We start from the raw sequence: 13,734 nt of genomic DNA on the forward strand, positions 1-13,734 counted from the left end.
TCATGGGTTATGGCAAACATTTCGCGGCTGCCTTGCTGGCCGCGACCACCCTGTTCGCGGCGGGCTGCCGGGATTCGCGCACCATCCCGATGGCCGACGGACGACCGCAGATCACCATCATGGTCGGCGGTCTGGAGAAGGTGATCTACCTTCCGGCCATGCTGACCAAGCAGCTCGGCTTCTTCGAGAAGAACGATATCGATGTGAAGCTGCTCGGCGAGCAATCCGGCGCGAATGCCGAAACCGCGCTGCTCACCGGCGATGTGCAAGGGGTGATCGGCTTCTACGACCACACCATCGATCTGCAGGCCAAGGATCAGTGCCTCAAATCGGTGGTCCAGTTCGCCGATGTGCCCGGTGAGGTGGAGTTGGTGTCCAAGGCCGACACGGCCGCCATCACCTCGGTGCGAGATCTGAAGGGGCGCAATCTCGGCGTCACCTCGCTCGGGTCCTCCACCGACTTCCTGACCCAGGCGCTCACCGGTCAGGAAGGTTTGACCACCGCCGACTACACCCGCGTGAAAGTCGGTGCGGGACAGACCTTCATCGCGGGGATGAACCACAATGGCATCGACGCGGGCATGACCACCGATCCGACCGTGGCGCAGATGGTGACCTCCGGCGAGGCGAAGGTGCTGGTGGATATGCGCACCGAGGCGGGCACCCGCGCCGCACTCGGCGGGCTCTACCCGTCCACCTCGCTGTACATGCGCTGCGACACCATCGACGCGCATCCCGATATCGTCCGCAAACTGGTGGCGGCCTTCGTGCAGACGCTGCGGTGGATCACCGCGCACACGCCGGAGGAGATAGCCGCCAAGATGCCCCCGCAGTACGCCAATGCCGGAAAGGATCTCTACATCCAGTCCATCCGCGACTCCATAGGCATGTTCAACGGCACCGGCCTGATGAAACCCGAAGGGGCGCAGAATGTCCGGAACATCCTGGGCAGGTACTCCCGCAATGTGGCCCCGGTGCGGGACCGAATCAAGGTGGAAGAGACCTATACGACCGCATTCGTGGAAGAAGCGTTGCGCGGCGCGCGGCGGTGATCGTCGCCACAGCGCGAAACGTTTGCCATTCGAACAGTTGTAACGACACAATCGTTGTATGACTACAACGGTGGCGGACCCGTCCGCGCGGCGGAAATGGCTCGTCCTGGCTACCTGCTGCCTGAGTTTGTTCATCGTGTCGATGGACGCCTCCATCGTCAATGTCGCCATCCCGGCCATCCGCACGGACCTGAACGCCTCGATGACCCGGCTGCAGTGGATCATCGACATCTACACCCTCACCCTGGCCACCTTCTACCTGCTCTCGGGCGCGACCGCGGACCGGTTCGGCCGCAAGCGGATGTTCCGCATCGGGCTGATCGTGTTCGGCATCGGTTCGCTGCTGTGCAGCCTGGCCCCCAACATCGAGGTGCTCATCGCCGCGCGCCTGGTGCAGGGCCTGGGCGGGTCGATGCTGAATCCCGTCGCCATGTCGATCATCACCACCGTCTTCCCCGGCAGAATGGAACGCGCACGCGCCGTGGGCATCTGGGGCGCGGTGGTCGGCATCGCCATGGCGCTGGGACCGATCGTCGGCGGCGTGCTCATCGACGCGTGGGGCTGGCAGTCGGTGTTCTGGATCAACCTGCCGATCTGCGCGGTCGCCGTCGTGCTCACCACGATCCTGGTGCCCGAATCGAAGTCGAGTCGGGTGCGCCGATTCGATCCGGTGGGTCAACTGCTGGCCATGATCTTCCTGTTCACCCTGATGTTCGGGCTGATCGAAGCCCAGCCTGCCATCTTCCTGGCCGCCGTCCTCGCGGTGGGCGCGTTCATCTGGTACGAGCGCAGGCACGCGGAGCCGTTCATCGATCTGCGCTTCTTCCACAGCGCACCCTTCTCCTCGGCCACCGTCATCGCCGTCTTCGCCTTCGCGGGCCTTGGCGCGTTCCTGTTCACCAATTCGATCTATCTGCAGTCGGTGCGCGGATATTCGGCCGTGCACACCGGCATCCTCTACCTGGCCATGGCGATGGCCACGCTGGTGTCCTCACCGCTGTCCGGACGACTGGTCGGCCGCTACGGCACCCGCCCCTCACTGCTGATCGCGGGCATCGCCATGACCGCCGCCGCGCTCGCGCTCACCCAACTCGATCCGCACACCCCGGTGTGGGTGCTGCTGAGCATCTTCGCGGTCTTCGGTCTCGGCTTCGGCGCGGTGAACGCGCCCATCACCACCTCGGCCGTGAGCGGGATGCCGCTGGATCGGGCGGGCGCGGCCGCCGCCGTCGCCTCGACCAGCCGCCAGGTCGGCGTCAGTGTCGGCGTCGCACTGTGCGGACTGCTGAGCACGACCGGAGTGTGGTGGGTCATCGCGGTATTCACCGCGGGGGTGGCGCTGCTGGGTCTGCTCTCGAATACTGCGTGGGCGCGACGTTCACAGGAACGCGTCGCCCCGATGCTCGAACAGAAGGTGCTCGCCGATGTCCGCTGAACCCACCGCCGACACGGTCTGGTCGCTGCTCACCCACACGGTGATGGAGCACCGGGATCCGTGGCGGCGCGCCGTCGCCGAGCGAACCGGTCTGCCGTTCAGCCGGATTCGCGTCCTCAAACGGCTGCGCGCGGGAGCCATGACCCTGTCCCAACTGGCCGCCGCCGCCGTCGTCGACAAACCCGCGGCCACCGTGGCCGTCAACGACCTGGTCGAGCGCGGCTTGGTCGTGCGCGATACCAACCCCGACAATCGCCGCTGCAAACTCGTCACCCTCACCGAGGCGGGCCGCACCGTGCTGGTTCAGGCAGCGGAGATACCCGATCCGGCTCCGCCGGCCCTGACCGAGCTGTCCCCCGCCGAACTGCGCACCCTGCACGACCTGCTGACCCGACTCCAGCAGTGAGTGTTCCGCGCCGGGCGAATTCACCCGGCGCGGAACGACACTCCCCAATGGACGCTGCCGGCGAAGCCGACCTCGGACCGGCGCACGGCCGGAGCTACACCTACGCCGCGCTATCGCGCCAGGAGTTGGCCGCGGCGATGTAGTCGATGGCGCGGAACAGATCGGGATAGATGCGATGCGCCTTGCCCATCGAGGCGACGGTGGGTTGCACCAGATCCGGGATGAGCAGGCAGCGCAGCCCCGCGGCATGGGCTGCGGCCAGGCCATTGGGCGAATCCTCCAGGGCCAGCGTGGTTTCCGCGAGTCCGCCGAGTGCGGACACGGCCGTGAGGTAGGGCTCGGGATGGGGTTTGCCGTTGCTCACGTCCTGGCGGGTGATCACGGCGTCGAAGCGGTTCGCGATACCGACCAGCGCCAGATGATGATCAGCGCGCTCGCGCGAGGACGAGGTGGCGATGGCTTTCGGAATCCCGCGACGCGCCAACTCGTCGAGCAGTTCCAGTGCGCCCGGTTTGGTGGCGAGTCGACCCGCGTCGACCAGATCGCGCAGATGCCGCTCGTGCAGCGCGAAGAACCGCCGCACCGGGAAATCCGGGCCGTGCGCCTCGACGGCCAGTTCGCGGCAGCGGTCGGCGGGCACGCCGATCATGCTGCGGCACAGCGCACCCGACATCGGGTAGCCCAGTGCGCTACCCACGCTCACCAGCGACTCCATCGCCAGTGTCTCCGAATCGATGAGCAGTCCGTCCATATCGAAGACCACCGCGCGCACGGGTTTCACCGCCGTCATGCCACACTCCTCTCCAATTCCGGTGTCAGCCTGCGCCGCACCGTCGCCGAAATTCCGTCGCGGGCGAATTCGCCCAGTGCGGCGGCCACTTCGCCGCGCACCCGCCGCGGGTCGGGCAATGTCCCGAATATATCCCTGCGCCGCAGGAACTTCGCCGCCCTGCGGTGCGGATCCGGTTCGGCCGCCGCCGCCGCGAGCGTCTCGGCGTGCGGATCGAGCACCTCGAGCACCGCACCGGGTCGGTCCGCGACGGCGAAGGTCTGGATCCAGGCCGCGATGAGCAGGGTCGCGGCGGGGGTCGGGCGGCCCGCGGCGATGTTCTCGCACATCGCGCCGACCACGCGCGGCACCATCTTGTCCGAACCGTTGCGGCCGACCCTGGTCATATCGTGGCGGATCGCCGGATTGCGGAATCGGCGCAGCAGTCCGTCCACCGTCCGGCGCAGTTCGGGGGCGGGCAGCCGCAGCGTCGGCCCCTGTTCGCGCACCATGAATTGCCTTGTCAGCGCGGCGAGATCGGGATCGGCCGCGGCCTCGGCGATGGTGCGGTGACCCGCGAGCGCACCGAGGTAGGCCAACAGCATGTGGGAGCCGTTGAGCAGCCGCAGTTTCGCCTGTTCGTAGTCGGTGACATCGCTGACGAAGCGGGCGCCCGCCGCCTCCCAGGCCGGGCGCGGACCGTCGAAATCCTCGATGGTCCAGGTCATGAAGGGTTCGGCAGCGATGGGCGCGAGATCTTCGATACCGCCGAGCGCGTTGCGGGCCACCGCCAGTTCGGCGGGGGTGCCCGGCTGCACGATGCGGTCGACGACGCTGTTGGGGAAGCGCACATTGCGGGCGATCCAGTCGGCCAGTGCCTCCTCGCGCAATCCGGCCAGTTCGATGACCGCGCCGCGCAGTTTGGTTCCGTTACCGCAGAGGTTGTCGCAACTGATGATCGCGGGCGGGGTGCCGCCGCGCCTGCGCACCAGGTCGAGTCCGGCGGTGAGCATACCGATCGGGGTGCTGGGTGTCGCGGGGCTGCGCAGGTCGTGGTGGATGGCGTCGGCGCCGAGGTCGAGCCGACCGGTCACCGGCGAGAGGCCGTATCCGCTCGCGGTGACCGTCAGGGTGATGATCCGGGTGTTCGGATCGGCGATGCGAGCCGCGATGCCGCGCCGGTCGGTCGGGGCGTGGACGGCTTCGGTGAGCGCGCCGACCACCTCCACCCGCGCCCCGTCCGCGTCGTGCAGCAGGGTCGTGTAGAGGTTGTCCTGGGCGCGCAGCGCCGTCACCACCTCGGGTCGCGACATGGCGACGGCGGCGATGCCCCAGTTCCGCTCGCCCGTCGCGGTCATGGCGTGCTGGGTCAGCAGCGCCTGATGGGCGCGATGGAACGCGCCGCAGCCCAGGTGCAGAATTCCGGTGGTCAGTTCCCGCGGCAGGAATCCGGGTCGGAGCACCGATTGCGGGAGCAGCCGCAGATTTTCCGCCGAGAGCCGGGGAATAACCCGAGCCTCCGGTATTTCGGCCGACGGCCCGGCCTGGGATGTGCCATTGTTCGCGTGCGCGGTATGCAGTGGGATACGCATGAGCTGGCTCCGTTCGTTCCGTGAGATAACGAACTCACCTTGCCGAGTTCGCCGCGATCACAGGCGTCGAATCAACGTTGAATCGGATGCGTTTCAGAACCGTAGGTCAGGTCGGTGAATATTTCGATGAACACGTTCACCGCTCGGGTCGAAATCGGAGCGTGATCGGATCGCGTAGGAATTCGTCAACGAAACGTAAATCCGCATGTCAGTCGCGCAAAATGCTCGAACAAATAGAACATCGATCGTGCCGGGAAATTGCCGAAGTGACGTTTGCCACGCTAATTATCCGGAGATTGATCCGTTATGCGAAGATTTCAGGAGATATTAATATTTGCCAGAAGATTGCCACTGCGTCTCCGATTCGGGTATTCATGGACGAACGTCCAGATAGCTGAGGGATCGCCTGCGGCGCGTCAAGAGCCGATTTACGAGCGAAACCGCAGCGCCGAGCGCCGCCGAACCGTCCAGCACCGCCGACACCCCCCACCGCCGACCCGCGCACCCCGACCCGCCCTCCGGTTGCGCCCGGCGATCCACCACGGCATCCTGAACGCACCGACCCAATGTGCCGAACCGACCGTCCTTACCGAAGCCACCGGTTTGCTCGAACACCTCGAATCGTTCGGGCCGCCACCGAACCCGCCATTCCACCCACCCCGGCCCCGCAATCCGCCTGCGTCCCGTAGATTTTCGGGAATGAGCAGACTCCAGGTCGCCATCGTCGGATACGGACTCGCCGGATCGGTATTCCACGCGCCGCTCATCGCGGCCGACCCGAGAATGCGGGTATCGACGGTGGTCACCGCCTCGGCGGAGCGCGCGCGGCAGGCGCGCGCGGCGTATCCCGGTGTGCGGGTACTGGCCGACGTCGAGGAATTGTTCACGCGCCCAACCGAAATCGACCTGGTGGTGATCGCCACCCCGAATGCCGCGCACGCGCCGCTCGCCGCGCGGGCGCTGGCGGCCGGATTGCCGGTGGTGGTCGACAAACCGTTCACCGTCACCGTCGCCGAGGCCGAGGATCTCATCGAGCGAGCCGAACGCGCGGACCTGGCCCTGTCGGTATTCCAGAATCGCCGCTGGGACGGCGACTTCCGGACCGTGCGGGCACTGGTCGATGGTGGGCGGCTCGGCACTGTCGCACGCTTCGAATCCCGATTCGAGCGCTGGCGGCCGGTGCCCAAGGGCAGTTGGCGCGAACTCGGCGGCAGCGCCGAGGGCGCGGGCATCCTCTTCGATCTGGGGCCGCACCTCATCGATCAGGCGCTGACACTGTTCGGTCCGGTCCGCTCGGTCTACTGCGAATTGGACGCCCGCCGCGCCGGAATCAGTTCCGACGACGATGCTTTCGTCGCCTTGACCCACACATGCGGGGTGCGTTCACACCTATGGATGAGCGCGGTGACGCCGCGACTCGGCCCCCGCTTCCGGGTACTCGGCTCCACGGCAGGCTACGTCTGTCACGGCTTGGACCCGCAGGAGGACGAGCTGCGCGCAGGCCGCCGCCCCGATGACGGAAAGCCGTGGGGCGCAATAGCATCCGAGCGCTGGGGCACACTGGGCACCGAGCCCGATCCCACGCCGGTGCCTTCGCTGCCCGGCGACTACCCGGCCTTCTACGCCGCGATGGCCGACGCGCTGCTCGACGGCGCGCCCGTCCCGGTCGATCCGCGCGACGCGCTCGCGGGCCTCTCCGTCTTGTCGGCGGCATTGCGTTCGGCCGAGTCGGGCGCTGTTGTCTGTCCCTGAAGGCCCGGCCCTGAACAGCGGACCTGACGCGGCGGCAGCCCGGCGGCTATGGTGCGGCAGTGGACACCGCGGAATTCGTCGAGCACGGCACCTCCATCCTCGATCGGCTCACCACCACGCAGACTCCGCCGCCGTGGCAGCTCATCGCGGCGACGGCGGCGGGCGCGCTGATCCTGGTCGGCTATACGCCGCTGTGGCGGTTCGCGCGCAATGTGGTGACGATCGCGCACGAGGGCGGGCACGCGCTGGTCGCGCTGCTGACCGGGCGCAGGCTCAATAGCATTACGCTGCACTCGGATACCTCGGGTCTGACCGTATCCAGCGGTAAGCCCTACGGACTCGGCATGATCCTCACCGCCTTCGCGGGCTATCCGGCCCCGGCGCTGGTGGGGCTCGCCTTCGCGGCGCTGCTCGGCGCGCACCGCATCACGCTCATGCTGTGGGTCATCATCGCGCTGCTGCTCGCGCTGCTGATCAAGGTGCGCAATATCTACGGCCTGTTCACCGTATTCCTGGTCGGCGCCGCGGTTTTCGCGGTGTCGTGGTTCGGCACCGATGTCCTTCAGGCCGGATTCGCCTATCTCGGCGCGTGGTTCCTGCTGTTCGCGGGCCTGCGGCCGGTGATCGAATTGCAGCGCAGCCGATCCCGCCGCCACGGCGGGACCCGCGATTCCGACGCCGATCAACTCGCCCGGCTGACCCGCCTGCCCGGACTGCTGTGGGTGCTGGTGTTCGCCGCGGTGGCGCTGGGCGCACTGGTGGTGGGGACCGGGCTGCTCATCGCGGATGCGGGCGGGGTCTGCATTCCGCAGCTGTCGGAGAAGGTTTGTCCGGCCGCGTGATCCGGGCGGATCTCGGCTAGACCAGCGCCCCCAGCGCTTCGTCGACGAGTTCGGCGGGCGCCCTGGTGGCGTCCAAAGTGGTGCCCTTCTCCTCGACGGTGAGTGGTTCCAGCGCGGCCAACTGTGAGTCGAGCAGGCTAGCGGGCATGAAATGCCCGGCGCGGCCGGTCATTCGTGCCATGAGCTCGGCGCGGTCGGCGGCGAGATGCAGGAAGAAGGCCTCCGGGGCAGCGGCGCGGAGGCGATCGCGGTAGCTGCGTTTGAGGGCCGAACAGCTCACCACGCCACCCCGTTCCCGGTGCGCCGTCAGCCAAGTCGCGATCAGGTCCAGCCACGGCGTCCGGTCGGCGTCGGTGAGCGGGATACCCGCCGACATTTTGGCCACATTGGCGGGCGGATGGAATTCGTCGCCCTCGGCGTAGTCCACACCCAAGCGCGCGGCGAGCAGCGCGCCCACCGTCGACTTGCCGGATCCGGAGACGCCCATCGCGATCACGAGGCCCTGTGTCGGACGGTCGGTCACTGACAGCTCCTTCGTGGGCGGGTGCGCGATTTGTCCGGTGAAGTCTACGGAATGCAATCTCGCATCCTGTGCGCGACCAACGTGTAGTATCCCGATTCGGATGGTTTTTTGACCCATTTCGGGTGCGCGCAAGTGTGCGCAAGCCAATAATCATCACCGGGACACCCGGTGGGCGTCAATGCATCTCGCACTTTCGAGCACTTCTGTGGATCGATCTCCGACCCGGCTCCTAATGTCGAATTCCGCGCGAATACCAGGAGGCGGCGTCATCGCTCGCCCGCGCGCAGCCCAACGATAACGCAGGGGGTACATGGTGTCGGTGTCGGAAAACCATTCCGCCGCGGCGGCGGCCGCCGAATTCGGCCGGGACGGGAGCCGATGAGTACACGTCCTATCGCGCTCGGCTATCTGCGGCGCGATGTCTCCGGAGTCTCCCAGGTCTGGGACGAAACCCAGATCCGCAGCCTGGCAAAGCGATTCGGCTACGAACTGGCCAAAACGGTGACGTTCGGCCCGGATACCGCCGAACGAATGGCCAAACTGGTGGCGGCGGTGCGGCGCGCGGCGGCCGAGGCCGTATTCGTGCCCAACGTCGAACATTTCGACGGCGGCCGCGTCCCGGCCGAACTGGTGCGCCTCTGCGATGTCACCACCATCTCGCCCGAGTACACGCACGCCCGCTGGGCGATCCCGCTGGGTGGTCCGGCCCCGGAGCCGGGCTGACTCCGGAGCCCGTACCCGCTCAGAGTTGCGATTGCACCTGCGCGGCAATCAATTCCAGGTGATCCAGATCGCTCAGATCGAGCATCTGCAGATAGATTCGACTCGATCCGGTCTCGGCGTAGCGACCGATCTTGTCGACCACCTCGGCGGGCGAACCCGCCAGCCCGTTCTCCTTCAGCTCGGCAGGCTCGCGGCCGATGGCGGCGGCACGGCGCGCCACTTCGGCGTCGTTCGCGCCGACACAGACCACCAGGGCATTCGAGTAGACCATATCGTCGGCCGGACGCCCCACTCGCTCGACAGCGGCCCGCACCCGATCGAAGCGCTTGGCGGTCTCCTCGACCGAGAAAAACGGCACATTGAATTCGGTGGCGTACTGCGCGGCCAGCCGCGGCGTACGCACCGCGCCGCTCCCGCCGATCAGCACCGGCATCCGCTCCTGCGCGGGCTTGGGCAGCGCCGGGGAATCGCTGAGCTGGAAGTGCTCGCCGTCGTAGGAGAAGGTGTCACCCGGTTTGGTGGACCACAGGCCGGTGATGATGGCCAACTGCTCCTCGAAGCGGTCGAACTTGTGCTCCGGGAACGGGATGCCGTAGGCGCGGTGCTCCTCGGCGAACCAGCCCGTGCCGAAGCCGAACTCCACGCGGCCGCCCGACATCTGATCCACCTGCGCCACCTGGATGGCCAGCGGCCCCGGCAGGCGGAAGGTGGCGGCGGTCACCAGCGTGCCCAGCCGGATGCGACTGGTCTCGCGCGCCAATCCGGCCAGGGTGATCCACGCGTCGGTCGGGCCGGGCAGACCGTCGGCGGCACCCATCGCGAGGTAGTGGTCCGACCGGAAGAAGGCCGCGAATTCCAGATCCTCGGCGGCCTTGGCCACCCGTAGCAGGGTGTCATAGCTCGCGCCCTGCTGCGGTTCGGTGAAAATGCGCAACTCCATGGGCCATATCCTGGCACGGCGCGCTCGGTGTCCGCGCGCCGGCTGATTCAGATCGGATCCGGCCCGGAGATATCGAGCCGCTGCCCCTGCAACCAGACGGCGGCGGTGAGCGGCACACCCGGCCGGTAGGCGAGGTGGGTGGCCGACGGCGCGTCGAGGACATGGAGGTCGGCGCGGGTTCCTGCGGCGATGGATCCGATATCGGTGCGGCGCAGCGCCTTCGCGCCGCCCGCGGTGGCGGCGTACACGGCTTCGGCCACCGACAGCCCCATCTGCAGGACGGCGGTGGCGACGCAGTAGGCCATGGAGGTGGTGTAGGAGGTGCCGGGATTGGCATTGCTGGCTATGGCCACCGTGACGCCCGCGTCGAGGAGTCGGCGGGCCGGGGCGAGCGGCTGCCTGGTGGACAAATCGCAGGCGGGTAGGACGGTGGCCACGGTGTCGGAGGCGGCCAGCGCCTCGATATCGGCGTCGGTGAGGTAGGCGCAGTGGTCGACGCTGGCCGCGCCGTGGCGCACGGCGAGCTGGACGCCCGGACCGTGCCCGAGTTGATTGCCGTGCACCCGCAGCCCCAATCCGCGGGCGGCGGCGGCGCGCAGCACCCGGTCGGATTGGTCGGCGTCGAAAGCACCGGTCTCGCAGAACACATCGGCCCAGCGCACGAAAGGCGCTACCGCGTCGAGCATTTCACCGCAGACCAGATCCAGGTAGGCGTCGGCCGAATACCCTTCCGGAATCAGGTGCGCGCCGAGATAGGTGACCTCGTCGGCTATCTCGGCGGCCAGCCGCGCCGACCGCCGCTCGTCCGCGACATTCAGTCCGTAACCGGTCTTGGTCTCCAGGCAGGTGGTGCCCTGTCGGCGCGCCTCGGCGATGTGCCGGGCGAGATTGGTCGACAGCGTCGCGTCGGTGGCGGCGCGGGTGGCGGCGACGGTGGTGGCGATACCGCCCGCGCGGTAGGGCGCGCCGGCCATCCGCGCCTCGAATTCGGCGGTGCGATCACCGGCGAAGACGAGGTGGGTGTGGCTGTCCACCCAGCCGGGCAATACGGCCCGCCCGTCCACGCTCACCCGCGCGTCGGCGGCGGGGGCGGCGGACGCGGATCCGACCCAGGCGATGCGTTCGCCCTCGACCACCACGGCCGCTTCGCGCAGCGGGCCGCCCTCGGTATTGGTGGTGAGCTCGCCGATATCGGTGATCAGGATTGCCACAGCGCCCGAATCTCCTCTCGCAGTGTGGTTTCCACGTTTTCAATGCGGGTATGCCGTCGCTGCGACACGGTGCGGCGGCCTGCCACCAGCACCTCGGTGATATCGCTCGCCGTCGCCGCGTACAGTGCGGCAGCCGGATCGACGCCCGCCGTGCGGACCGATTCCAGATCGATGGTCACCAGGTCGGCCGCGCCGCCCGCCGCGATCCGACCCGCCTCCGGCCAGCCGACCGATTCATGCGCCGTCGCGGCGGCGAACAGTTCGTCCAGTCGGAAACGGCCGCGCTCCTGCCCGGCGAGCCGGTCGTCCAACTCCAGCGCCCGCCACTCCTCCGGACCGTCGACGATCGCATTGCTGTCGCTGCCCAGGCACAGTCGCACGCCCGCATCGGCCAGATCCCGTGCGGGACCGATACCGTCGCCGAGATCGCGCTCGGTGGTCGGGCACAAGCACACGCTGCTCGCGGCTGCGGCGAGCAGCCCGATGTCGGTCGGCGTCAAGTGGGTGGCATGCACGGCAACGGTAGTCGGTCCGAGGAAGCCCGCTTCGGACAGCAGTTCGGTGGGCGTACAGCCGTGCGCGGCGAGGCAATCCCGGTTCTCGGCCGGTTGTTCGGAAAGGTGGATGTGCAGCGGACGACCCGCGGCCTGCGCGGCGACGGTCCGCAGCGCCGCGGCGGGCACCGCCCGCACCGAATGCGCCGCGACGCCTTTGCGCACGAATTCGCCCTTCGGGTCGAATGCCGCCTCGCGCTCGGCCCACGCCGTCACCTCGCCGTCACCGAATCGGAGTTGATTCGAGGTCGGTTCCTGCGCGAATCCGCCGGTGAGGTAGCAGGTGTCGAGCAGCGTGAGTCGAATTCCGGCATCGTCGGCCGCCGCCGCGAGCGCGGCGCCCATCGCATTCGGATCGGCGTAGCGGACGCCGCCCGGAGCATGGTGCAGGTAATGGAATTCGCCGACGCTCGTATAGCCAGCCAGCACCATCTCCGCGTAGACGCCGCGCGCCAGCCGGTAGTAGCTGTCGGGATCCAATCGCGCCGCGATGGCGTACATCTGGTCGCGCCAGGTCCAGAAGTCACCCCGTCCGCCGTGGGTGCGCCCGCGCAGCGCGCGGTGGAAAGCGTGCGAATGCCCATTGGCGAAACCGGGGATGGTCAAGCCGCGCAGGATATTTCCGGTGCGCGCGGTATCGGCGGTCACCCGGGCGATGGTCGATCCGGTCACCTCGATGGTCACCGCTTCGGCCAACCCCGTTGGCAGCCAGGCATATTCGGCCCAATACCTCATCGTGCCAGTTCCTCCAGCACCAGGGCGAGTCCGTGCGCGCCTGCGGCGATATCGGCGGCCTCGGCGAATTCCTCGGGCGCGTGGCTGATTCCGGTGGGATTGCGCACATACAGCATGCCGGAGGGCACATGGGCCGCCAGCACGCCCGCATCGTGTCCCGCGCCGGTCGGCAACGCTGGCACGCCGCCGAGCACGCGGTCCATGCCGCGCCGCAAGGACTCGTCGAAGACCACGTCGTCGGTGTAGGACTCCTCGGTCACGGTGAGCGTGCACCCTTCCTGTGCGGCAGCCTCTTTCGCCACCGCCTCGATCTGCGCGACCAGCGCCGGTGTCCGTCCCGCGCCCGCCACCCGCGCGTCCAGCCACAGATCCACCGTCGAGGCGATGACATTCGTCCCGCCCGGTGTGGGCGCCAGTCGTCCGACGGTGGCCCGCGCGTCGGGCGTCGCGGCGGCCACTGTTCGCGCCGCGGCCACCACTGCCGCGGCGGGCAGCATCGGATCGTGCCGGTCGCCGATCAGCGTCGCGCCCGCGTGATTGCCCTGCCCGGCGAAGCTGAACCGGTAGCGACCGTGCGCGATGATGCTGCTGCCCGTGGCGAGGGGGCTGTCCAGATCGATCAGCCCGCGCCCCTGTTCGACATGCAGTTCCACGAAACAGCCGATCCGCGCCAGCGCCTCGGGATCGGCGCCGAAGCGCTCCGGCTCGTAGCCCGCCTTGGTGGCCGCCTCGGCCAGGGTGATTCCCGCGCCGTCGCGCAGTCCGCGCGCCCGGTCGGCGTCGAGCGCACCGGTGAGCAGCCGCGAACCCAGACACGGCACCCCGAATCGGCCGCCCTCCTCCTCGGCGAAGACCAGGATGGCGAGGGGTTTGGCGGGCCGGAATCCCTTGTCGCGCAGAATATCCACGGCGGCGAGCGCACTGGTGACGCCCAGCGGTCCGTCGAAGGCGCCGCCGCCCGGCACCGAATCCAGATGACTCCCGGTGACCACCGCTCCCGGACCCGGCGAACCCCACCACGCCCAGATATTCGCATTGCGATCGGTTCGCACCGTGAGGTCGCGGCGCATGGCCTGTTCGGTGAACCAGTCGCGCAACTCGAGTTCGCCCGCGTCGAACAGGTGCCGGGAATACCCGCCGCGCGCGACATCCCGCCCGACACCCGCGATATCGGCGAGCAGCTCAATGGCTTTCATGGTC

General features: G+C 68.2%; 13 protein-coding genes. 6 read left to right on the forward strand and 7 right to left on the reverse strand.

From position 1 onward, the window contains the following. The first annotated feature begins 2 nt into the window (after positions 1–2). Genes D5S18_RS20535 through D5S18_RS20545 form a run of 3 tightly spaced genes read left to right on the forward strand, consistent with a single transcriptional unit; the run spans position 3 to position 2,893 of the window. Positions 3–1,052 carry an ABC transporter substrate-binding protein gene (locus D5S18_RS20535; RefSeq protein ID WP_120042662.1) on the forward strand — a complete coding sequence of 350 codons (1,050 nt, stop codon included), beginning with the start codon at positions 3–5 and terminating at the stop codon, positions 1,050–1,052. A 58-nt stretch (positions 1,053–1,110) separates the two neighbouring features. Continuing rightward, the gene (locus D5S18_RS20540; RefSeq protein WP_120042663.1) at positions 1,111–2,487 is read left to right on the forward strand and encodes an MFS transporter; all 1,377 of its coding nucleotides are present in this window, start codon (positions 1,111–1,113) and stop codon (positions 2,485–2,487) included. Next, complete coding sequence (locus tag D5S18_RS20545) at positions 2,477–2,893, forward strand: MarR family winged helix-turn-helix transcriptional regulator (RefSeq protein WP_120042664.1); 417 nt, start codon at positions 2,477–2,479, stop codon at positions 2,891–2,893. The genes D5S18_RS20540 and D5S18_RS20545 overlap by 11 nt, the downstream gene beginning before the upstream one ends. Before the next feature lie 100 nt (positions 2,894–2,993). Here the strand turns inward: D5S18_RS20545 and D5S18_RS20550 are convergent, their stop codons facing one another. Both D5S18_RS20550 and D5S18_RS20555 read right to left on the reverse strand, forming a co-directional pair. Next, positions 2,994–3,683: an HAD family hydrolase gene (locus D5S18_RS20550; RefSeq protein ID WP_120042665.1), complete on the reverse strand. Its 690-nt coding sequence runs from the start codon at positions 3,681–3,683 to the stop codon at positions 2,994–2,996. Continuing rightward, positions 3,680–5,254 carry a mannitol dehydrogenase family protein gene (locus tag D5S18_RS20555; protein ID WP_120042666.1) on the reverse strand — a complete coding sequence of 525 codons (1,575 nt, stop codon included), beginning with the start codon at positions 5,252–5,254 and terminating at the stop codon, positions 3,680–3,682. Before D5S18_RS20555 ends, D5S18_RS20550 begins: the two co-directional genes overlap by 4 nt. Before the next feature lie 699 nt (positions 5,255–5,953). On the opposite strand from D5S18_RS20555, the gene D5S18_RS20565 reads away from it, so the two are divergent. Continuing rightward, entirely contained in the window at positions 5,954–7,006 is a 1,053-nt protein-coding gene (locus tag D5S18_RS20565) for a Gfo/Idh/MocA family protein (protein ID WP_120042668.1), read from the forward strand. Positions 7,007–7,065: 59 nt separating this feature from the next. Then, positions 7,066–7,848: a M50 family metallopeptidase gene (locus D5S18_RS20570; protein ID WP_120042669.1), complete on the forward strand. Its 783-nt coding sequence runs from the start codon at positions 7,066–7,068 to the stop codon at positions 7,846–7,848. A gap of 16 nt (positions 7,849–7,864) precedes the next feature. On the opposite strand, the gene D5S18_RS20575 is transcribed toward D5S18_RS20570, so the two are convergent. Then, on the reverse strand, positions 7,865–8,335 hold the full coding sequence (locus D5S18_RS20575) for a gluconokinase (protein ID WP_120042898.1): 471 nt from the start codon (positions 8,333–8,335) through the stop codon (positions 7,865–7,867). 414 nt (positions 8,336–8,749) lie between these two features. On the opposite strand from D5S18_RS20575, the gene D5S18_RS20580 reads away from it, so the two are divergent. Continuing rightward, on the forward strand, positions 8,750–9,094 hold the full coding sequence (locus D5S18_RS20580) for a hypothetical protein (RefSeq protein ID WP_120042670.1): 345 nt from the start codon (positions 8,750–8,752) through the stop codon (positions 9,092–9,094). Positions 9,095–9,113: 19 nt separating this feature from the next. Here the strand turns inward: D5S18_RS20580 and D5S18_RS20585 are convergent, their stop codons facing one another. Genes D5S18_RS20585 through D5S18_RS20600 form a run of 4 tightly spaced genes read right to left on the reverse strand, consistent with a single transcriptional unit; the run spans position 9,114 to position 13,730 of the window. Further along, on the reverse strand, positions 9,114–10,034 hold the full coding sequence (locus D5S18_RS20585; RefSeq protein ID WP_120042671.1) for an LLM class F420-dependent oxidoreductase: 921 nt from the start codon (positions 10,032–10,034) through the stop codon (positions 9,114–9,116). Positions 10,035–10,081: 47 nt separating this feature from the next. Next, positions 10,082–11,245: an imidazolonepropionase gene (hutI, locus tag D5S18_RS20590; protein ID WP_120042672.1), complete on the reverse strand. Its 1,164-nt coding sequence runs from the start codon at positions 11,243–11,245 to the stop codon at positions 10,082–10,084. Beyond that, positions 11,233–12,534: a formimidoylglutamate deiminase gene (locus tag D5S18_RS20595; RefSeq protein WP_120042673.1), complete on the reverse strand. Its 1,302-nt coding sequence runs from the start codon at positions 12,532–12,534 to the stop codon at positions 11,233–11,235. The genes hutI and D5S18_RS20595 overlap by 13 nt, the downstream gene beginning before the upstream one ends. Further along, entirely contained in the window at positions 12,531–13,730 is a 1,200-nt protein-coding gene (locus D5S18_RS20600; RefSeq protein ID WP_120042899.1) for an allantoate amidohydrolase, read from the reverse strand. Before D5S18_RS20600 ends, D5S18_RS20595 begins: the two co-directional genes overlap by 4 nt. Positions 13,731–13,734: the final 4 nt, after the last annotated feature.

The sequence above is a fragment of the Nocardia panacis genome (assembly GCF_003598715.1).
GTDB classification, from domain to species: Bacteria; Actinomycetota; Actinomycetes; order Mycobacteriales; family Mycobacteriaceae; genus Nocardia; species Nocardia panacis.

Bases quoted from the DNA above. Each gene is read 5' to 3' on its own strand.
- D5S18_RS20535 (WP_120042662.1), top strand. From the start codon at position 3: ATGGGTTATGGCAAACATTTCGCGGCTGCCTTGCTGGCCGCGACCACC.
- D5S18_RS20540 (WP_120042663.1), top strand. From the start codon at position 1,111: ATGACTACAACGGTGGCGGACCCGTCCGCGCGGCGGAAATGGCTCGTC.
- D5S18_RS20545 (WP_120042664.1), top strand. From the start codon at position 2,477: ATGTCCGCTGAACCCACCGCCGACACGGTCTGGTCGCTGCTCACCCAC.
- D5S18_RS20550 (WP_120042665.1), bottom strand. From the start codon at position 3,683: ATGACGGCGGTGAAACCCGTGCGCGCGGTGGTCTTCGATATGGACGGA.
- D5S18_RS20555 (WP_120042666.1), bottom strand. From the start codon at position 5,254: ATGCGTATCCCACTGCATACCGCGCACGCGAACAATGGCACATCCCAG.
- D5S18_RS20565 (WP_120042668.1), top strand. From the start codon at position 5,954: ATGAGCAGACTCCAGGTCGCCATCGTCGGATACGGACTCGCCGGATCG.
- D5S18_RS20575 (WP_120042898.1), bottom strand. From the start codon at position 8,335: ATGGGCGTCTCCGGATCCGGCAAGTCGACGGTGGGCGCGCTGCTCGCC.
- D5S18_RS20580 (WP_120042670.1), top strand. From the start codon at position 8,750: ATGAGTACACGTCCTATCGCGCTCGGCTATCTGCGGCGCGATGTCTCC.
- D5S18_RS20585 (WP_120042671.1), bottom strand. From the start codon at position 10,034: ATGGAGTTGCGCATTTTCACCGAACCGCAGCAGGGCGCGAGCTATGAC.
- D5S18_RS20595 (WP_120042673.1), bottom strand. From the start codon at position 12,534: ATGAGGTATTGGGCCGAATATGCCTGGCTGCCAACGGGGTTGGCCGAA.
- D5S18_RS20600 (WP_120042899.1), bottom strand. From the start codon at position 13,730: ATGAAAGCCATTGAGCTGCTCGCCGATATCGCGGGTGTCGGGCGGGAT.